The organism is Pseudomonas sp. Sample_9 (assembly GCF_004307535.1).
GTDB lineage: Bacteria > Pseudomonadota > Gammaproteobacteria > Pseudomonadales > Pseudomonadaceae > Aquipseudomonas > Aquipseudomonas mercuritolerans.
The window spans coordinates 1-20,484 of record NZ_RAZO01000394.1; the positions used below are offsets into that span (position 1 = coordinate 1).

Below are 20,484 nucleotides of genomic sequence, written 5' to 3' on the forward strand. Positions count from 1 at the left end.
TGAGGAATGGCGGTAATAATGCTTGGCTGGCAGCGCGATACGGTGAAAGTCATGGGCTGGAAATTAGCCTGCCGACAGATGACAAGTCAATGGCCGCTGCAGAACTTTGAATCTTGCACAGAACGGAACAGTCACTGCAAAGGAGAACAACAACTTTCGCTCCAAGCCGATGAAAGTGGAGATCAACCATGAACATTCGCCAAGCGCTGTTCGCTGTACCGCTGCTGGCCGCCGTCCTGTCCAGCCCTGCTGTTTTCGCCGTCGATGAAAGCGACGCCGTCAAGAAACCCGAATGCCCGAAAGGCCAGGTCTGGGACAGTAAAACCCAGCAATGCGTGTTGCAGACCAGCGGCTGAACACAGCCCTGCTAAACTGGCAGAGGTTTTATTCCAAGGAGGATCGCCCTTTGCCAATTTCATCTCGCACTGCCTTGCTGGTCATCGATGTTCAGAACGACTTCATTCCCGGCGGCCAGTTACCGGTGCCTGAAGGTGACCGGATTGTGCCGCTGATCAACCGGCTCGCGCGTCAGTTCAGGCAAGTCGTTATTGCTCAGGACTGGCATCCCAGCGGGCATGTTTCGTTCGCATCCAGCCATCCGGGCCGGCAGCCCCACGACGTCATCGAGTTACCGTACGGCGCACAAACGTTGTGGCCGGATCATTGTGTGCAAGCCAGTGCCGGCGCCGCATTCCACCCGGAACTGGATTTGCCACACGCGCAATTGGTCATCCGCAAAGGCTGCAATCCCGACATCGACAGCTACTCGGCCTTTCTCGAAGCGGACCGACGCACCACTACGGGTCTTGCAGGTTATCTGAAAGAACGCGGCATCGACACCGTGTACATGGTCGGCCTGGCCTTGGATTTTTGTGTGATGTTTTCGGCGCTGGATGCGCGCGCGGCAGGCTTCAATGCCTTCGTAGTGATGGATGCTTGCCGGGCGATTGATCTGGACGGTTCGCTGGCAGCCGCGACTGCCCGGATGCAAGAGGCCGGCGTCGGCCTGATTCAGTCATCCGATATCCGTTAGACGTGTCAGGCGGTCGCAGGCAGCCATAATCTGAACCGCGCACCACCCAATGGCGAATCCTCAACTGTCAAAGTGCCGCCCTGCGCTTCCAGTGCGCGGCGGCTGATCGCCAGACCGAGGCCGAACCCACCCGTCGCGCGATCACGGCTGCGGTCGAGCCGGTAGAACGGTTCGAAAACCCGCTCGCGCTCATCGTCGGGAATGCCGATGCCATCATCATCGACCCAGATCTCACACCCGCCGGCAATGACTTGTACGCCAATCTGAATGCGGTTTTCGCAATAGCGCATGGCATTGCGCAACAGGTTCTGGATAGCCCGGGCGGTCAGACGCGGATCCAGCGCAAAGCGTTCGAGCTGACCGTGCAACAGAACATCAATGACGATCTCCGGCGATTCCAGTTCTTCGTCGACACTACCGAGAATGCTGTCGATGAACTCGTCCAGCGACACCTCGATGCGCTCGGGCGATTGCGCGGGATTCTGCAAGCGGCTGTAGGAAAGCAACTCCAGCACCAGTTCATCCAGTTCACGAATATGCGCGACCAGGCTCTGCAAGCGCTCGCGACTGGCGGCTGGCAAGTCTTCGGACAACGCCAAGGCCAGGCCGAAATCCAGACGCGTCAACGGCGTACGCAGTTCATGGGAAACAGCGTTAAGCAGGTCGCGCTGCTGGTTGAGCAGGTTCTCGATATCGCCGGCCATGGTGTCGAACACGTTGGCGAGGCTGCCGATGTTCGAACTCGGGGCGATTCTGGTTCGCTCGCTCAAGTGGCCTTTGCCGAAGCGTTCGGCGGTGCCTTTCAGACGCTCCAGATCGCGCCAGTGTGGGCGCAGCCAAAGCAATAGACAACCGAGCAACATGGCGCCGATCAGGACGTTGATGCTCCAGTACAACAGATCGACGTCGACCGGATCCGGCGGCACGACCATGCGCACGGCCATTTCCGCATTCAACGGAGTGACCGCCAAGGTGCGCCAGCCCCAGTCGCCGATGCGTACGACGTTCTCACCACGGTGCAGTCGCTCCTGCTCAATGGGCGTGAACACTGGGTCGTCGATTGGCGTCAGGACGATGTGCAGGGGCTGGAATTCCTTGTCCATCGCCGCAGCAATCGCCGGCCACTGCTCTTGCGGCGCAGCATGAAACTGCTTGGTGATCAGCGATTGCAGACCTCGGGAAAAGTCCAGGTTGTAGGTGACGAAGCGATCCCGGAAGGCCATGACCACTAGGTCCGGCACCAGATAGATCGCCGCGCTATAGGAGACGATGGTCACCAGGTACAGGCGAAACAGGATGCGAAACATCAGCTCAGCATTCCCATTCGGAGCGGCTGAACAGATAGCCCTTGCCCCACACGGTCTTGATCTTGCGTGCTTCGCCAGCGTGATCATCGAACTTGCGCCGCAACTTGGAAATCGCCACATCCACCGAGCGATCGGTGCCATTGAATTCAATACCGCGCAGCCGCTGAAGGATCTGATCGCGACTCAGCACTTCGCCGGCGTGCCGGGCCAGCACCACCAGCAAATTGTATTCGCCGCTGGACAGCTCAACCGCTTGATCACGCCAGGTCACGGTGCGCTCGGACAGGTCAATGCACAGATTGCCCATGACGATCCGATCATTTACCGCCAAAGGCTCGCCGAGGCTGCTGCGCCGCAACAAGGTACGCACCCGCGCCAGCAGCACTCGTGGCTCGCAGGGTTTGGTGACGTAGTCGTCAGCGCCCATTTCCAGGCCCAGCACCTGATCATGACTGTCATCGCGGGCCGTGAGCATGAGGATCGGCAGTGTCGCCGAATCGGCCCGCAGCAAGCGGCACACCTGCAAGCCGTCGAGGCCCGGCAGCATGAGGTCGAGGATCACCAGATCCGGCGGACTGATCCGCGCCCGTTCGCGCACATGGTCGCCACGGCCGATGACGCTGACGGAATAACCGTTGCGCTCCAGGTAGCTGGAAATCAGTTCGGCGAGGGCGGTGTCGTCTTCGACCAGCAGGATATTGGGCATGGGGTGTTCCAGAAAATGCTGGGGCGACAGTCAGGACTCATTCGCTCGCACATTGAAATGCGATCTCCTGTGGGAGCGAGCCTGCTCGCGAAAGCGATCGAACTGTCGCAATAAATTTCAAGGTTTGCAGGATATACGCCCTCGCGCACCACCGAGCAAAACCCTTACACAATTTCACACAGCAACTACAAAGCTTCACCGCTAACCTCCCCGTCTGGCCGTAGGATGCGGCCTTCAATATTGGGGGTTGTACATGTCTGGAAAACTGCTGGCCGGGCTCGGCCTGATCGCATTGGCACTGACACTGAGCGCCTGTGATTCGTCATCGAATGCCGAAGAGCAGGCGCCGCCGGCCACGGTACGCATCGAGACCATCAAAACCCAGCCATTGTCGATCAGCAGCGAACTGAGTGGCCGCATCGCCGCACCACGGATTGCCGAAGTGCGTGCACGGGTGGCCGGCGTAGTGTTGCAGCGCACCTATCGCGAAGGCAGCGACGTGAAAAAAGGCGATGTGCTGTTCCGCATCGATCCGGCGCCGTTCAAGGCCGATCTGGACAGTGCCGAAGCAGCGTTGCGCAAAGCCGAGGCGAACGCCTTTCAGGCGAAACTGCAAGAACAACGCTATGCGCAGTTGATCGATGACAAGGCCATCAGCGGCCAGGATTACGACAACGCCCGCGCCGCCGCCCGGCAAACGGCAGCTGATGTTGCCGCCAGCAAGGCAGCAATTGAACGAGCGAAACTCAACCTCGGTTATGCCACCGTCACCGCGCCGATTTCCGGGCGTATCGGTCGCGCGCTGGTCACCGAGGGTGCGCTGGTCGGACAGAACGAAACCACGCCACTGGCACTGATCCAGCAGGTCAACCCGATCCATGCCGACCTGACCCAGTCGACCCGCGAGCTCAATGAATTGCGTCGCGCATTTCGCTCCGGGCAGTTGCAGGAAGTCGGTCAGGATCAGGTCAAGGCCACGCTGATTCAGGATGACGGCAGCCTGTATCCATTTCCCGGCAAGCTGCTGTTCAGCGACATCACCGTTGATCCAGGCACTGGCCAGATCATCCTGCGCAGTGAATTCCCCAATCCGGATCTCGACCTGCTGCCGGGCAGTTTCATCCGCGTACGCCTTGAGCAGGCAACCATCCAGAACGGTATCACCGTGCCGCAACGCGCGGTGCAGCGTGACAGTGCCGGCATTGCCCAAGTGCTGACCGTCGATGAGCAGATGCGCGTGGCGCAGCAACCGGTGCAACTGGGTGCGGTGCAGAACAATCGGTGGATCGTCACCGGTGGCCTGAAGCCCGGCGACCGCATTGTCATCGAAGGCCTGCAACACACCCGTCCCGGGGAAAAAGTACAGATCGACGAAACCCCTCTTCCACTTGCCCAGACCGCTGGTCAGTAAGCAGGACGCTTCTATATGCCGCAGTTCTTTATTGACCGCCCCGTGTTTGCCTGGGTGGTCGCCCTGTTCATCCTGTTGGCCGGAGCGCTGGCCATTCCGCAGTTGCCGGTCGCGCAGTACCCGGACGTCGCACCGCCGCAGATCGAAATCTATGCCGTCTACCCAGGCGCCTCGGCGCAGACCGTCGATGAAAGCGTGGTCAGCCTGATCGAGGAGGAACTCAACGGCGCCGATCACCTGCTCTACTTCGAATCGCAGAGCAGCCTGGGCAGCGCGACGATCAAGGCAACTTTCCAGCCGGGCACCAACCCCGAGCTGGCGCAGGTCGATGTACAAAACCGCCTGAAGGTGGTCGAGTCGCGTCTGCCGCAAGCGGTCAATCAGCAGGGTTTGCAGGTGGAAAAGGTCTCTTCCGGTTTCCTCTTGCTGATTACCCTGACCTCCAGCGACGGCAAGCTCGATGACGTGGCGCTCAGCGATTATCTGGCGCGCAACGTGATGAACGAGATCAAGCGCCTGGACGGTGTCGGCAAGGCTCAGTTGTATGGTGCCGAGCGGGCCATGCGCATCTGGATCGATCCGCAGAAGCTGATCGCCTTCAACCTGACGCCGGCCGATGTCAACGAGGCCATCGTTGCGCAGAACGCCCAGGTTTCCGCCGGTAGCATCGGCGATCTGCCGTCGCCTTCGACGCAGGAAATCACTGCGACGATTCTGGTCAAGGGCCAATTGTCGACGCCGCAGGAATTCGCCGACATCGTGCTCAAGGCCAATCGCGATGGCTCCACGGTGCGCATCGGTGATGTAGCGCGAGTGGAGATCGGCAGTCAGGAATATCAATTCGGCACGCGCCTCAACGGCAAGCCGTCCACCGCCGTCGGCGTGCAGCTCTCTCCGGGTGCCAACGCGCTGAACACCGCGACGCTGGTGCGGGCGAAGATGGATGAACTGGCACGCTACTTCCCGGCCGGCGTGGAGTACAAGATTCCTTACGACACTTCGCCCTTCGTCAAAGTCTCGATCACCAAAGTGATCTACACCCTTGGCGAAGCGATGCTGCTGGTGTTTGCGGTGATGTTCCTGTTCCTGCAGAACGTGCGCTACACGCTGATCCCGACGCTGGTGGTGCCAGTGGCGCTGATGGGCACGTTCGCGACCATGCTCGCGCTGGGCTTCTCGATCAACGTGCTGACCATGTTCGGCATGGTGCTCGCCATCGGCATTCTGGTGGATGACGCCATCGTCGTGGTAGAGAACGTCGAGAGGATCATGGCCACCGAGGGCCTGTCGCCCAAGGAAGCCACGCGCAAGGCGATGACGCAGATCACTGGGGCGATCATCGGCATAACGCTGGTGTTGGTCGCGGTGTTTATTCCGATGGCGTTCATGCAGGGCTCGGTCGGCGTGATCTACCAACAGTTCTCGCTGTCCATGGCCACCTCGATTCTGTTCTCGGCGTTTCTCGCCCTGACGTTGACGCCGGCGTTGTGCGCAACATTGCTCAAGCCTGTCGCCAAGGGTGAGCATCACGAGAAGTCCGGATTTTTCGGCTGGTTCAATCGTCGCTTTGAACAACTGACCGACCGCTATCAGGGTTGGGTCGGCTACGCGCTCAAGCGCACTGGTCGTTATCTGTTGATCTACGTCGTGCTGCTGATTGGGCTCGGGTTTTGTTTTGCGCGCCTGCCCTCTTCGTTTCTGCCCACAGAAGATCAGGGTTACACCATTACCGATATCCAGCTGCCACCAGGCGCAACGAAGAACCGTACCGTACAAGTAGCCGAACAGCTCGAAGCGCACAACGCCGGTGAGCCGGGAATCAGTGACAGCGTAGTGATCCTGGGTTTCAGTTTCTCCGGTAGCGGGCAGAATGCGGCGCTGGCGTTTTCGACGCTCAAGGATTGGTCGGAACGTGGCAGTGACGATGCTGCCAGCTCGATTGCCGATCGCGCCAATGCTGCGTTGAGTCAGATCAAGGACGCCATGGCGTTCTCGGTGCTGCCGCCGCCGGTGGATGGTCTCGGCACTTCCAGCGGTTTCGAGTTCCGATTGCAGGATCGCGCAGGCCTCGGTCACGCGACGCTGATGCAGGCGCGCACCGAACTTCTGGCCGCCGCCGAGAAAAGTCCGGTGCTTATGAACGTGCGCGAAAGTGCTCTGGCCGAAGCGCCGCAAGTGCAGCTGGTTGTAGACCGCAAGAAGGCCAATGCCCTGGGTGTATCGTTTGCCGAAATCGGCAGCGTGCTGTCCACTTCGGTGGGTTCCAGCTACATCAACGATTTCCCGAATCAGGGCCGCATGCAGCGCGTCGTCGTGCAAGCCGAAGGCGACCAGCGCAGCCAGGTGGACGACTTGCTGAAAATGCACGTGCGCAACAACACCGGGAACATGGTGCCGCTGTCCGCATTCGTCCAGGCCAACTGGATTCAAGGCCCGGCGCAGTTGACTCGTTACAACGGCTATCCGGCGATTGCCATCTCTGGCGAACCGTCGGCGGGGCACAGCACCGGCGAAGCGATGGCGGAAATCGAGCGACTGGTAGCGCTGGGGCCGAAAGGTCTGGGCCAGGAATGGACCGGTCTGTCGTTGCAGGAACGCCTGTCAGGCAATCAGGCGCCGATGTTGCTCGGTTTGTCGCTACTGGTGGTGTTTCTGTGTCTGGCGGCGCTGTATGAGAGCTGGTCGATTCCGACGTCGGTGCTGCTCGTTGTCCCGCTGGGTGTGCTCGGCGCGGTGCTGGCGGTGACAATGCGCGGGATGCCTAACGACGTGTTCTTCAAGGTTGGTCTCATCACCATCATCGGACTGTCGGCGAAGAACGCGATCCTCATTATCGAATTTGCCAAGAGCCTGTATGACGAAGGTCACGACCTGATCGATGCAACGTTGCAGGCTGCTCGCTTGCGCTTGCGGCCAATCGTGATGACTTCGCTGGCGTTCATTCTTGGCGTGGTGCCGCTCGCGATTGCCACTGGCGCAAGCTCGGCGAGTCAGCAAGCGATCGGCACCGGCGTAATTGGCGGGATGATCACTGCCACGCTGGCGGTGATCTTCGTCCCAGTCTTTTTCGTCGTCGTCATCAAACTCGTACAACGCTTCACCAAACCCCACTGATCCAAATGTAGGAGCTGTCGAGTGCAACGAGGCTGCGATCTTTTGATCTTGAAAAGCTAAAGTCGAAAGATCGTCCGATCGCGGCCCGAGCCTTCGGCAGCTATTACAAAAGCCGGATCGTCTGCGCTATGGTGCGCTGACAGTTCACCAACGTGAGTCCCCATGCGCTTGCTCTCCCGCACCCACCCTCGCCTTTCCGTTGCCGCCGTGCTCGGCCTCGCCACCGGCCTGCTGGTCCCGGCCGACTCCATCGTCAGCAAAATCCTCATCGGCTGGAACGCCGGTGTCTGGACTTACCTGATCCTGATGTTCTGGCTGACCGTGCGCGCCAAGGCACCGGACGTCAAACGCATCGCTGAAGTCGAAGACGAAAATGCCGGGTTGGTACTGTTCGTGGTGTGCATCGCCGCACTGGCCAGTCTGGCGACCATTACCTTCGAGCTTGCCGGCAGCAAGGATCTGGAAACCACGCGCAAACTCATGCATTACGGTTTTACCGCGCTGACGATAATCGGTTCGTGGCTGCTGATCGGGGTGATTTTCTGCGTGCACTACGCGAGGTTGTATTACACCTGGGATGGCAAAGAACCGGCGTTGCGCTTTGCCGAAGGGCTGACCACGCCCAACTATTGGGACTTCCTGTACTTCTCCTTCACCATCGGCGTGGCGGTACAGACAGCGGATGTCGGCGTGGCGACTCGGGATATCCGGAAAATCGTGCTGGCGCAGTCGTTGATCGGGTTTGTGTTCAACACCGCGATTTTGGGGTTTTCGATTAATATTGCGGCAGGGTTGTTTGGCTGAAACTCAGCGAATCTCCGAAACTGCAGAAATATAGTCGATTGGTTGTCTTTACTCAGGCGGCATTCGCTATCGCTGTTGCGTAATTGGATATTCAGGGAAATAACAGACATCAAGGATGTCTGTGTATGCGTTGATGCATCGCCATTCTGCAATCCATCAACGTTCCTGACAAATCATAAAAAACGCATTCTGTAAACTGTGAAGTCTGACAGTTTACAGACTCATCTAATCGCGCTCTGATGCAGTTCCCGTGGCTCGATTTGAATGCTGATCCGCTGGACCCACTTGCGACTTCAATGATGGAGACAAACTCATGAGTACAGCACGGAAACTGCGTACACCTATTACGAAGTACTCCCCTCTCGATAATAGCTTCAGCGCATCTATCGACAAATCGGAGCCTATTGATTTTCAGGCGACGTTTAAAAAGGTTATCTATCCACAGGAGGGGGAACCTCCTCGCTGGACGATTGAGGCACGTTATCGTGACTCGACAACCAACCAGATCCAGAGCATCAGGATTATTTTTCTGAAGACTCCGGAAAATAACAAACCGGTCCTTGCAAATGAAAATCTGCGAATTCTCTACAGCAATACCGCAGAAGATCCACCTTCTGAGTACTCTACAAGCGCTGCGACAACGGCAATAGATTTTGATTCGGCGGCTGGTTCAGTGAGTGGCAATATCAGCGCAACTGTCAGTGACGGCTTGGAAACACCAAAGACTCATGAACTAACTATCGCTTTCAACTTGATCGCAGAGAATTGGGTAAAACGTATTAAATGACATTTGCAAGACAATAAGAAGGAGGCTTTCGCCTCCTTTTTTATAAGATATGCATTTAGAACGCAATGCTGAAGCCAGCGCTCACATTATAATCCTGACTGACCGTCTTGCTTTGACTCGACCCCGCTTCGGCAAAAATCTGTACTCCGTTCGGCAAAGCCCAATTGACACCACCAGCGAGCTCCATACTGGTTGTCGACGTGTCGTTATTGAAGCGGCTCTCGTTGACATTGACCTCATTGGACTTAATGAACTCATGGCCCATCGCTACACGAACTCTCGGCTGAATTTTCTGGCCATTGCCCAAATCGATCTGGCTACCCACATACATCCCCCCCTTGGTAACAAGGGTTCGTGTAAGTTGACTGTCGACCTCAAGCCCATTGTCCAGAGAGTAATGCTTACCAGAGATCACCGCGGCATTGACTTGAACAAACGGGGCCAGAAACAGATCAGCGGTCAAATCATATTGCTTACCCACTTCCAGCGATCCACTTAAACCATACGTGTTGTAGTCACCTTTGCTGCGTTCGCCATCGCTCATGCTGACATTCAACTTGTTGTCGAAGCTGTTGATCTTCACGATTGCATCGATGTAGAAACCGGACTGGGCATCAAACTTTGTCAGGTAGCCACCTACCGAATAGCTATCGACCGTGCCAGTACTACCATGTTTCAAATCGAGATCGGTTTTGCCATAGCCAACCATCGCCCCCACTAACCATTCGCTCTCCGCCAGACGGGTATCGGCTCCAATAACCAGCCCCTGTTGAGTCTGGCTATAACCATCACCGTATCCGTTCTGCACGCTGTAACGATTGCCATAGGTGCGCATCCAGAAGCCGCCGGCCCTGCCCGTCAACCGACGATCGCCCATTCGCGTATTGAGCAGCGTACGCTCCGCATCAATCACTGTAGGTGCAGTATTGGCGATGGCCAATACAGAGCGGGTACTGGTGCTGATTTGCGTATCAGGTCGAAGAAACCAGCCGTCGCCTTCCTCGAACAACTTGTAGATGAAAGCGCCTGCGTCTACCGAGCCGTTGTTCAACGCAAACTTCGCATCACCACTGGCCACCTTGACCAACTGAATCGGCTCGTCACTCGTGGGTTTGCTGCCAGTCGCTGTCACTGACAGCTGATAGTTGCCGTCTGCGCGGTTGGTGACATTGAGGAAATCCGTCTGTTGACTGCCAAAATCCGTGGCCATTTTTATTACGCCATTGCCAGACAAATTTTCGACATCCAGCTTGTAGAAGGTCTGCCCCGGAGCGAAATCGAGCGTGCCACCTGCCATTTCCAGATTGCCGACTTGATTGTTACCGGCCAGAACCCAGGCAGAATCATTAAGGGTAAAGCTCGTTACATTCTCGACATTCCCGGTAAACGTCGAACCGCTTTCGACTCTCACGCTTGAGCCATCCACTGCATTTCCTTTGAATAGCCCGTGAAACGCACTGTTGTTGCTGAGCTTTAATGCAGAGACATTCAACAGATCACCGGTTAAGGAAGCACTTTGATCCAACGAAACACTCACTGCACTGCCTGGCTGGACAGTGACATTGCCGTTCAGCTGGCTATTCGCGACACTGAAATCAACAGACGTACCTCCCGCGACTTCCAGAATCGAACCGTTACCCCCTGAAAGAGTAGAACCATTCAGCACTTGTATGACCAACGGCCCCAACGGATTGAGACCCAGGTCAGCGACAATCGCCGCGCCGGTTTTTCCTTCAATGCTCGACTTGTCCAATACCAGCTGGCTGAGTAGTTCATCCGAACCATCCAGCCCATAAATCACGCCGTTAAGATCACCGATTACCTTCGAGTTGGCACTCAAATTAGCAGAACCACCAGACAGTGACAAACCAAAGCTATCGCTACCAGTTCCCTCGACAGTGCTGTTACTCATGTCAAGGACACTATAAGAGGTCAAAAACGCCCCGCCCGCGGCTCCCTGAACAGTGCTGTCCTGCAAGTGAACAACCGAGCCAGTTTGGGTGCCCTGCTCCCGGACAGCCTGCAAACCAATAGCCAAACCTGATATCGTGGAACTCTCGATGTTTGCTGAGCTGTTAACCAGCGACAGCGTGATGGAGCCGCTTGTACCAGATATCGTCGCGCCATTCAGATTGACTTGAGTTCCCTCAGTAGCCTCTATTTCTCGGGTTTTGCCCGCGTTGACATTCAACGTCCCGCCGAAAGTAGAAATATCGTGAGTCTCTGCTCCGTTGACAGTCAAGGTAGAACCTGTACCGAAACTCCAGCTCTCGATCGGGGATGCGGGCGTAAGGGTTTCACTTTCACCAGGATTGAGTACTCGTGCTTGCGCGGCAGAGGAACAGAAAAATATCAACATCAAACCGGGCGACCACTTTCTGATAATTCTATGCTTGCTAAACGTCGACATAAGAGTTCACCGAACTTACCGAAATATAAAGAATCGGCTCGACAACTCGCTATCAGAATGCCCAACCGAAGGGCGGCAAGATTATCGTCACACACGCACATTCGATGTAGGAAAAGTCTGATATGGTGAGGGTTTTATCCTCCTGAGATGTCGGAAATTTTAACGCAACGATTCCCGCCACGACGTTTAACCTGCTGTCGTGGCGGGAAACAACTAAAACGCTTTACTGATCCTCGCAGTACTCACCTTTCGGATTGACCAGGTATATCGGGCTATCGAACTCCACCGACGGATATTCCGTCGCGTTGATCTCCACCGTGTACCAGATCTTCCAATACCCACGGTAATCGCCGGGTGGAACGGGAATCGGATCAGGAGGTGGCACCGGAATATTTCTGATGTTTGGGTCATATGGCGTAATTGCCATATCGAATCCGGCAGCGCCTTCCCCTCCGGTTATTGGGTGTGGCGCAGACTCGAATGCTGTATTCGGAGACTCCTCAGTCATCGCCGCATCGCGATACCCTTGGGCGTAGAGAATCACAGTTCTACCGTCCAGCAGATGAGTTGCATTGCCCGGAATACCAACTTTCAGTCCGAAACCAGCTTCTGTGAGATCCTCACAATAAATAGTCGTGCCAGACTCTCGCGCAACGACTGGTGGATCCAGCTCAACCACAATCGCGTTATTGGTGACATCGGTAATCGGAGACGGATTTTCATTGACCCCACCGATATCGGATACGAAATATCGAAGTTTCTTGTTGATCCCCAGTCCACCAGCACTAATAACAGACCACGGCAGGGTCATTGTTACACTGATATCCCCATCAGTCAGGAATTCAGGTCCGAAACGCACCCCCTCATACTCGCCGTGAATTTGTTGTCCAGTCTTCACCGGTTTGTCGACGTCCGTCCAGAGCTGGATAGTCACCGTGTGATCTTTGTCATAGTCCGCAGGTTCCAGGATGTCTGGTACTGCGGTACTCGTGATGTGTGGCTCTTCCAATAAATCATTGGGAGGAACAGGGTCAGTGGGGTTGACGGGACCTGGATAGTAGATATTTACACCAATTTCAAGCTCGGAATCACTGATGACTTCGGTGCCGCGCAAGAGAGTTGCAACAATAGTTACCGGCTTGTCCGTCGTGATATCCGCATCACCATCGTAGTACTCAGTGAAAATATCAGTAAAGGGCACTGGCACCGATAATGGGTCGTTAGTCCCGAATGCAAACTCGCCAAGGTTTTGGCCGCCCCACTCTACTCTGACTTCATCATCATCCAGTATATTATCTACTCTCCTCAACTTTACGGTGGTATTGGCTGAATCTTTAAGATCAATCAACTTATCAGTTTCCGCCAGATCAACAATAGGCGTTTCAAGCACTGGCAGTGGCGCAAACAGTACTTTCACTCCGGCGGCGAACGACAAATTACTGACATTCCCCACTTCATCAGTAATCGTGTAGTACGCATAGACAGCCAGAGGGTCAAGCAACCTGAACTTGTTGATACTGACATTAATAAGTGCTGCCGCAGGCCCCTCATAAATCGGTTCCTCCGTATTACTTGCAGAATAGACCCTGCTTATCCAAAAACGCAGAATGTCACCCGGCAAAGGATTTTGATAGTTATGGGTAAAATTAATAACAGCGTTTGGTGAGTTGCGCTCGATAAAATCTTCGTCGATCAGATTGCCAGGCGATAGGATAGGCAGCCTGCCAATTGTCGGACGAGCTTTCGCGCCACCCGGCACGGCTTGATAAGGCGCACGCCTGTCAATGATGATTGTTGTAATATCTGAGGAATATGGATTACCGGCCGGTTGCGGTTCTACACGGTATTGAAGTTCCCACGTGGTCGGTGTTTCGGGCGGATTGACCTCCAACAACAGATCCGAGTCAATGGAAATTTCATACTCTGAAGGTCTTCCATCAACAGCTTCAGCGTCGAAAGAGTTAACGATTGTCCATGCCGTAGTGCCTGCTTGGCGAATGCGCGTCACCACTTTGTCGTTAGGCATATCGATAGGCCATCTTGGCAACTTTACTGGGAGTTTTGCACCCGGCAAGAGTTTGTTTGCATATACACGTCGGTCCGCGGGGCTAATGATGTCGTCCACCACAGGCGGCGGGCCGGCCAAAGGCACATTCATTCTGCTCTCGACTGCCAACCGATCAACTTCGGAAAGCTCTTGCTTAGCATTCATCTGATTTTCTCCTCGCCCATTACCCAAATTCTCACAGATGAGAATTCAACGTTTACGCAACACCACAACCTCGCACGAACATTGATACAACCAATATTCAATTTCAGAGCGAATTAATATTTTTCTTCAAACCGGCCCACAGGGAATATCTTCACCCGGTATTATACGGTCGATTTTTGCCAACTCATCCCTGGATTGACCAATATAACGCCCATCCCTTTTGACTCTATATCGCGCGGTGATAGAGCATTTATCAATCAGCTGCTCCAAATACGGGGAAAACGGAATAGATGGCAATTCAAACCCGTCCCTGTTTCCTGCCTCAGCAAGACTCATAGTATGACTCAACTCTCCCGCCGAACCCTCTACATAGAATTCTTCACTATTAGTAAGCTCGGAAAAACCTCGCCAAGAAAGTTCACAAACGTCGTTTTCTCTAAAGTTCTGGAAAGGCACTTTCACATACACACCTTCCCATATCGGTTTTTTGGTAGCGCAGTTCAAATAACCGTAAAAATCCACACCCGTAAAGCTCGGACTCAACAGAATCGGCAGTGGAATAACGCTGTGATCAATCGTTAACCTCTTTTCTTCGGAGGTTAATGGGTTACCAAATGGCTGAGGCGACACCCGATAATAAAGGAAGGCAACTCCATCATTCTGAAACAGCCCCTTATCGAGCGGGATCATAAACTCGGTTTCAGTAATTGGTCCTACTTTGGGGTCGTGGTAAATCCGGACTGCGACGCCACCATCTGGCCTCCAGAACACTTCCAGCAAATCGGTCTTTTCGGGAGCATCGGCATAGATTGGCCATCGAGGCACTCTTGCCACACCACCGTTGAGCAATACTTCTGCGGGTAACCGTCCATCAGGATCACTGTCCGGGACACCATCTACGGTCGGAGGATCAGCCAGTAATATGCCAGCGTTATCACTCTTGCGATGCATCGACATAGCGAAGTCCTTACAAGCCAGATAATTGCTCTAAATAGTGAATATCGGTGTGTAAGGATTAGAAGGCTCCGCGCGATGTTTGCCTACTGTCATATCTGACAGGTATTTGCACCGTTCGTCGGGTCAACTCAGGATTGCTGTTGATCCTGCGCTTGACGAAATCACATCACTGTCGTTCACTGAAACCGGTTTCAGCGCTACCCCAATAACAAAAAGGTCCGCAATGAACGACTTCTCCGCCGCCCAGCGCAGCCGCGTGACCATGCTCGACGTCGCCGAACGCGCTGGGGTGTCCAAGGCCAGTGTCTCGCGCTTCATCGGCGATGATCGCGCCCTGCTCTCCGACGCCATTGCCCTGCGCATCGAGTTGGCCATCAGCGAACTCGGCTACCGCCCCAACCAGATGGCTCGCGGCCTGAAGCGCGGGCGCACACGCCTGATCGGCATGCTTGTCGCCGATATCCGTAACCCCTATTCGATTGCCGTGATGCACGGGGTGGAAACCGCATGCCGGGCGTACGGCTACAGCCTGGTGGTGTGCAACACCGACCGCGATGACGAGCAGGAGCGCCAGCATCTGGCGCTGTTGCGCTCTTACAACATCGAAGGGCTGATCGTGAACACGCTGGGCCATCATCGAGACGAGTTGCACGAGTTGCGCCGCGAGATGCCGCTGGTGCTGGTGGATCGCAAGGTCGACGGGCTCGACAGCGACATGGTCGGGTTGCACAACTCGCAAGCAGTGGAAATGGCGCTCGCGCATCTCGAGCAACGCGGATATCGAGATCTTTTGCTGGTGACTGAACCGTATGACGGCACCAGCTCGCGGATCGAGCGGGTCAGCAGTTTTCAGGCGCAGATTGCTCAGCGCACGACTCTGACTGGCGCGGTGCTGGAAACCGGTGATGATCTGAACGCGCGACTTCAAACCTTTTTAAACACACCCGGTGATGGCCCGAAAGCGCTGTTTTGCGCCAATGGTGTCGCGGCGCTTGCGGCGACTCACGCGTTACGCGCACTCGGTGTGCACTTGTTCGAGGATGTCGGGTTGATTGCCCTGGATGATCTGGATTGGTATCCGCTGGTAGGCAGCGGGATCACCGCGCTGGCACAGCCGACGCAAGAGATAGGCGCGCGGGCGTTTGAGTGTCTGCTCAAGCGCTTGCGCGGAGATGATGAGATGGCGCGGGTGCTGGATTTTGCGCCGGCGCTGGTTGAGCGTGGGTCGACCCGTGAGGTTGGCGGAGTCTGATCTGACGCCTTCGCGAGCAAGCTCGCTCCCACAGGTTGATCCCATTCCATTGTGGGAGCGAGCCTGCTCGCGAAGGCCTGCAGAAGAACACTGCAGAACTACTTGATATTTTTTTGAACAAAAATGAAACCGGTTTCAGAGGTCAATAACAATGAATAAACCAGCCGTTTCCATCAGTCTGTCCAGCTACGGTGCCGAGCTTGTGCGCCAGCGTGGGCAGGATTCTTTTATCGAGATCCTCGCGGCCTCCGGCGCCAATCGCATCGAGTGGCGCGAAGAACTGCTTACCCGCGAAGACCCGGCGCAACTGGCGCACGCCACCCAGGCGCAGGGCCTGCAAAGCATCTATTCCTCACCCACCGAACTGTGGCTGGCCGGGCAAGCACAGCCGAATCCCGAATTGATTACCGCGCTGCAACAGGCCCAGGCATTCGGTTCGAAATGGTTGAAGGTGTCGCTCGGTTATTTCACCGACAACTCTGATTTGCAGGCACTGGCCGAGCGACTCAAACACAGCCCGGTGCAACTGCTGGTAGAGAACGATCAAACCTTACATGGCGGGCGCATCGAGCCGTTCCAGCGTTTCTTCGCCGCCGTCGAGCAGCACAACCTGCCGATCAAGATGACTTTCGACATCGGTAACTGGCACTGGCAGGACCAATCTGCCGCCAGCGCCGCCCGCGCGCTTGGGCGTCATGTCGGTTACGTGCATTGCAAAGCCGTGGCGCGCCGCGCCGACGGCAAACTGGTCGCCGTACCGCCGGCCATCAGCGATCTGCATCTGTGGGAACAACTGCTGCGGCACATGGACCAAGGCGTTATGCGCGCCGCCGAATACCCGCTGCAAGGCGATGACCTGGTGCAACTGACCCGCGAACACGTCGCCGCCCTCGCCCGCCTCGGTCAATCGCGCCTGGAGCCAGCCCATGTCTGAGATCGATATTCTTTCTTTCGGTGAAACCATGGCAATGCTGGTCGCCGAGCAGACCGGTGATCTGGCCAAGGTCGAGCAGTTTCATAAACGTATTGCCGGGGCCGACAGCAACGTCGCGATCGGCTTGTCGCGCTTGGGTTTCAACGTCGCGTGGTTGAGCCGGGTCGGTAACGATTCACTCGGGCGCTTTGTAGTCGAGACACTGATCAAGGAAGGTCTGGATTGCAGCCACGTTGAAGTCGATAAAACCCATCCGACCGGCTTCCAGTTCAAATCGCGCAACGACGATGGCAGCGACCCGCAAGTCGAATACTTCCGCCGTGGTTCGGCGGCCAGTCATTTGTCGCCGCACTCTATCAACGACAACCTGCTCAGCGCCCGCCATTTGCACGCCACCGGTATCCCACCGGCGCTCTCCGCCTCGGCGCGGGAAATGTCCGTCGAACTGATGACCCGCATGCGCGCCGCCGGACGCAGCGTGTCGTTCGACCCGAATCTGCGCCCAAGCCTGTGGGCCAGCGAAAGCGAGATGATTCGCGAGATCAACCGCCTCGCCGCCCTCGCCCACTGGGTGCTGCCGGGGTTGAGCGAGGGCCGCTTGCTCACCGGTTTCGATGACCCGGCGGACATCGCTGCGTTTTACCTGGATCAAGGTGCCGAGGCGGTGGCGATCAAGCTCGGGCCTGAAGGCGCTTATTACCGCACGCAGCTGGATCAGGGTTTTGTCGCTGGCGTGCCGGTAAGCAACGTGGTCGATACCGTGGGCGCCGGTGATGGCTTTGCGGTGGGGATGATCAGCGCCCTGCTCGAGCATCAGAGTTTTGCCGAGGCCGTGCAGCGAGCGAACTGGATTGGCAGTCGCGCGGTGCAGAGTCGCGGGGATATGGAGGGGTTGCCTTCCCGCTTGGAGTTGACCGCTGAATTCGCGAGCAGGCTCGCTCCCACAGGGGAACGCATTTCACATGTGGGAGCGAGCCTGCTCGCGAAGAGGCCCGCCTGATCACCGCAAATCAATGAACCTGCTGCGACAAAAACAACAAGCTCAGGAGTCACACCGATGAAAACCGCAACCCTCGCCACCCGCCGCTGGTGGTACATCATGCCGATCGTGTTCATCACTTACAGCCTGGCCTATCTCGATCGCGCCAACTACGGCTTCGCCGCCGCGTCGGGCATGGCCGAAGACCTGATGATCACCCCGGGCCTGTCCTCGCTGCTCGGTGCGCTGTTCTTTCTTGGGTACTTTTTCTTCCAGGTACCCGGCGCGATCTACGCGCAAAAACACAGCGTGAAGAAGCTGATTTTCGTCAGCCTGATTCTCTGGGGCGGGCTCGCCACGCTGACTGGCGTGGTATCCAACGCCTATTGGCTGATCGTCATTCGCTTCATGCTCGGCGTGGTCGAAGCGGCGGTGATGCCGGCCATGCTGGTGTATCTGTGCCATTGGTTCACCCGTGCCGAACGCTCGCGGGCCAACACCTTTCTGATCCTCGGCAATCCGGTGACCATGCTGTGGATGTCGGTAGTTTCGGGCTATCTGGTACAGCATTTCAGCTGGCGCTGGATGTTCATCATTGAAGGTCTGCCGGCGGTGCTTTGGGCCTTTATCTGGTGGCGTCTGGCTGATGATCGACCAGCTCAGGCGAAGTGGCTCAATGACCAGGAAAAGCAGGATCTGGAAAGCGCCCTCGCCGCAGAGCAGGTCGGCATCAAAGCCGTGAAGAACTACGCCGAGGCGTTCCGTTCGCCGAAGGTGATCATCCTGGCGCTGCAGTTTTTCTGCTGGAGCATCGGCGTCTACGGTTTCGTTTTGTGGCTGCCATCGATCCTCAAGGCAGGCGCGCAAATGGACATGATCGAGGCTGGCTGGCTCTCGGCGCTGCCATATCTGGCGGCAGTGCTGGGCATGCTCGCGGTGTCGTGGGGCTCGGACAAATTGCAGAAGCGCAAACGCTTTGTCTGGCCGCCACTGCTGATCGCCTCGATTGCGTTCTATGGCTCGTATGCCTTGGGCGCCGAACATTTCTGGTGGTCGTACACGCTGCTGGTGATTGCCGGCGCCTGCATGTACGCGCCGTATGGGCCGTTCTTCGCCATCGTTCCCGAGATCCTGCCGGCCAACGTTGCCGGTGGCGCCATGGCGCTGATCAACAGCATGGGCGCGCTCGGCTCGTTCGGCGGTTCGTATCTGGTCGGTTATCTGAACAGCTCCACCGGTTCGCCCGGCGCCTCCTACCTGTTGATGAGCGGTGCACTGCTGTTGTCGGTGGTGCTGACGATTTTCCTCAAGCCCGGCGCCAGTGATCGCGTCGTCGCCAAAGCCGCCGCCACGCCGCGTGTGCCGGCGCATTCCTGAAAGGACTTTTGCCATGAAAAAACAGGTCGTGCTGTACAAGAAACTTTCGCCCGCGCTGATGGCGCGCCTGCAAGAGCAATTTGACGTAACGCTGATCGAAAGCCTCGACGCCGATGGCCTCATGCAGCTGCGCGATGCCCTGCCCCGCGCCCACGGTTTGCTCGGTGCCAGCCTGAAACTCGATGCCGCGCTGCTCGATCTGGCGCCGCAGCTGGAGGCGATTGCCAGCGTCTCGGTGGGCGTCGACAACTACGACATCGAGTATCTGAGCCGGCGCAAGATCCTGCTGACCAACACGCCGGATGTGCTCACCGAAACCACCGCCGACACCGGTTTCGCCCTGATCCTCGCCGCCGCCCGCCGTGTAGTCGAACTGGCGAACATGGTCCGTGGCGGGCAATGGAGCCGCAACATCGGCCCGGCGCATTTCGGCACCGATGTGCATGGCAAGACGCTGGGCATCATCGGCATGGGCCGCATCGGCGAGGCCTTGGCCCAACGTGGGCATTTCGGTTTCGGCATGCCGGTGATCTACCACAGCCAGTCGCGCAAACCGGCGGTCGAGGAGCGGTTCGCTGCGCAATATCGCAGCCTCGAAGAGTTGCTCCAGCAGGCCGACTTCATTTGCCTGACCTTGCCTCTGACGGCGCAGACCGAACGCTTGATCGGCGCCGAGCAATTTGCGCTGATGCGGCCGGAGAGCATCTTCATCAATATCTCACGCGGCAAGGTGGTCGATGAGGCGGCGATGATCGAGGCGTTGCGCAGCAAGCGTATCCGCGCGGCGGGGCTGGATGTGTTCGAGCGCGAGCCGTTGAATCATGATTCGCCGTTGTTGCAGTTGAGCAATGTGGTGGCGACGCCGCACATGGGCTCGGCGACCCATGAAACGCGTGAGGCAATGGCGCGGTGTGCGGTGGAGAATCTGTTGGCGGCGCTGAATGGACAGCGGCCGGGGAATCTGGTGAATGCCTCTGCGTGGCAAAGCTGAGATCTCTGGCGCCAGTAAAGCCGCCTTCGCGAGCAGGCTCGCTCCCACAGAGAATGCATTTCAAAATGGGAGCAAGCCTGCTTCCACAGCAGAATGCATTCCACTGTGGGAGCGAGCCTGCTCGCGAAGAGGCCTTTACAAACTACGCAAATCCATCAGGCACTCCGCGCCTGCAACAGCTGCATCGCACACAAGGCAATCCGCGCGCAG

The 20,484-nt window shown here is 56.7% G+C and carries 16 protein-coding genes; 11 read left to right on the plus strand and 5 right to left on the minus strand.

The genetic code is table 11. The features are described 5' to 3' along the window. The first annotated feature begins 188 nt into the window (after positions 1–188). Together D6877_RS29450 and pncA are read left to right on the plus strand one after the other, a co-directional pair. Positions 189–356 carry a hypothetical protein gene (locus D6877_RS29450; RefSeq protein ID WP_178083737.1) on the plus strand — a complete coding sequence of 56 codons (168 nt, stop codon included), beginning with the start codon at positions 189–191 and terminating at the stop codon, positions 354–356. A 50-nt stretch (positions 357–406) separates the two neighbouring features. After that, a complete protein-coding gene (gene pncA, locus D6877_RS22785) occupies positions 407–1,033 on the plus strand; it encodes a bifunctional nicotinamidase/pyrazinamidase (RefSeq protein ID WP_130912202.1) in 627 nt (208 codons plus the stop codon). A gap of 5 nt (positions 1,034–1,038) precedes the next feature. Here the strand turns inward: pncA and D6877_RS22790 are convergent, their stop codons facing one another. Together D6877_RS22790 and D6877_RS22795 are read right to left on the minus strand one after the other, a co-directional pair. Beyond that, the gene (locus D6877_RS22790) at positions 1,039–2,340 is read right to left on the minus strand and encodes an ATP-binding protein (RefSeq protein ID WP_130912203.1); all 1,302 of its coding nucleotides are present in this window, start codon (positions 2,338–2,340) and stop codon (positions 1,039–1,041) included. 4 nt (positions 2,341–2,344) lie between these two features. Next, positions 2,345–3,046 (minus strand): response regulator transcription factor, encoded by a 702-nt coding sequence (locus D6877_RS22795; protein WP_016774890.1) that lies wholly within the window; start codon positions 3,044–3,046, stop codon positions 2,345–2,347. Between the two features lie 253 nt (positions 3,047–3,299). Here D6877_RS22795 and D6877_RS22800 point away from each other — a divergent pair, with 253 nt between their 5' ends. From D6877_RS22800 to D6877_RS22815, 4 genes are all read left to right on the plus strand, one after another. Then, complete coding sequence (locus D6877_RS22800) at positions 3,300–4,457, plus strand: efflux RND transporter periplasmic adaptor subunit (RefSeq protein WP_130912204.1); 1,158 nt, start codon at positions 3,300–3,302, stop codon at positions 4,455–4,457. A 15-nt stretch (positions 4,458–4,472) separates the two neighbouring features. Further along, positions 4,473–7,571 carry an efflux RND transporter permease subunit gene (locus tag D6877_RS22805; RefSeq protein WP_130912205.1) on the plus strand — a complete coding sequence of 1,033 codons (3,099 nt, stop codon included), beginning with the start codon at positions 4,473–4,475 and terminating at the stop codon, positions 7,569–7,571. A gap of 162 nt (positions 7,572–7,733) precedes the next feature. After that, positions 7,734–8,375 carry a DUF1345 domain-containing protein gene (locus D6877_RS22810; protein ID WP_130912206.1) on the plus strand — a complete coding sequence of 214 codons (642 nt, stop codon included), beginning with the start codon at positions 7,734–7,736 and terminating at the stop codon, positions 8,373–8,375. A 313-nt stretch (positions 8,376–8,688) separates the two neighbouring features. Next, entirely contained in the window at positions 8,689–9,162 is a 474-nt protein-coding gene (locus D6877_RS22815; RefSeq protein WP_130912207.1) for a hypothetical protein, read from the plus strand. A 55-nt stretch (positions 9,163–9,217) separates the two neighbouring features. Here D6877_RS22815 and D6877_RS22820 read toward each other — a convergent pair whose 3' ends face one another. From D6877_RS22820 to D6877_RS22830, 3 genes are all read right to left on the minus strand, one after another. Continuing rightward, the gene (locus tag D6877_RS22820) at positions 9,218–11,572 is read right to left on the minus strand and encodes an autotransporter outer membrane beta-barrel domain-containing protein (RefSeq protein ID WP_130912208.1); all 2,355 of its coding nucleotides are present in this window, start codon (positions 11,570–11,572) and stop codon (positions 9,218–9,220) included. A gap of 223 nt (positions 11,573–11,795) precedes the next feature. Continuing rightward, positions 11,796–13,784 carry a hypothetical protein gene (locus D6877_RS22825; protein ID WP_130912209.1) on the minus strand — a complete coding sequence of 663 codons (1,989 nt, stop codon included), beginning with the start codon at positions 13,782–13,784 and terminating at the stop codon, positions 11,796–11,798. A gap of 126 nt (positions 13,785–13,910) precedes the next feature. Continuing rightward, positions 13,911–14,741, minus strand: a complete 831-nt coding sequence (locus tag D6877_RS22830) for a hypothetical protein (protein ID WP_130912210.1) — start codon at positions 14,739–14,741, stop codon at positions 13,911–13,913. A gap of 223 nt (positions 14,742–14,964) precedes the next feature. Between D6877_RS22830 and D6877_RS22835 the strand changes: the two genes are divergently transcribed. The 5 genes from D6877_RS22835 to D6877_RS22855 all read left to right on the plus strand — a co-directional run bounded on the left by D6877_RS22835 (position 14,965) and on the right by D6877_RS22855 (position 20,274). After that, positions 14,965–15,993 (plus strand): LacI family DNA-binding transcriptional regulator, encoded by a 1,029-nt coding sequence (locus tag D6877_RS22835; RefSeq protein WP_130912211.1) that lies wholly within the window; start codon positions 14,965–14,967, stop codon positions 15,991–15,993. Positions 15,994–16,144: 151 nt separating this feature from the next. Continuing rightward, on the plus strand, positions 16,145–16,927 hold the full coding sequence (locus D6877_RS22840; protein ID WP_130912212.1) for a TIM barrel protein: 783 nt from the start codon (positions 16,145–16,147) through the stop codon (positions 16,925–16,927). Further along, on the plus strand, positions 16,920–17,927 hold the full coding sequence (locus D6877_RS22845) for a sugar kinase (protein ID WP_130912213.1): 1,008 nt from the start codon (positions 16,920–16,922) through the stop codon (positions 17,925–17,927). Before D6877_RS22840 ends, D6877_RS22845 begins: the two co-directional genes overlap by 8 nt. 57 nt (positions 17,928–17,984) lie before the next feature. Next, the gene (locus D6877_RS22850; RefSeq protein WP_130912214.1) at positions 17,985–19,283 is read left to right on the plus strand and encodes an MFS transporter; all 1,299 of its coding nucleotides are present in this window, start codon (positions 17,985–17,987) and stop codon (positions 19,281–19,283) included. A gap of 13 nt (positions 19,284–19,296) precedes the next feature. After that, entirely contained in the window at positions 19,297–20,274 is a 978-nt protein-coding gene (locus tag D6877_RS22855) for a D-glycerate dehydrogenase (RefSeq protein ID WP_130912215.1), read from the plus strand. The last annotated feature ends 210 nt before the right edge of the window (positions 20,275–20,484 follow it).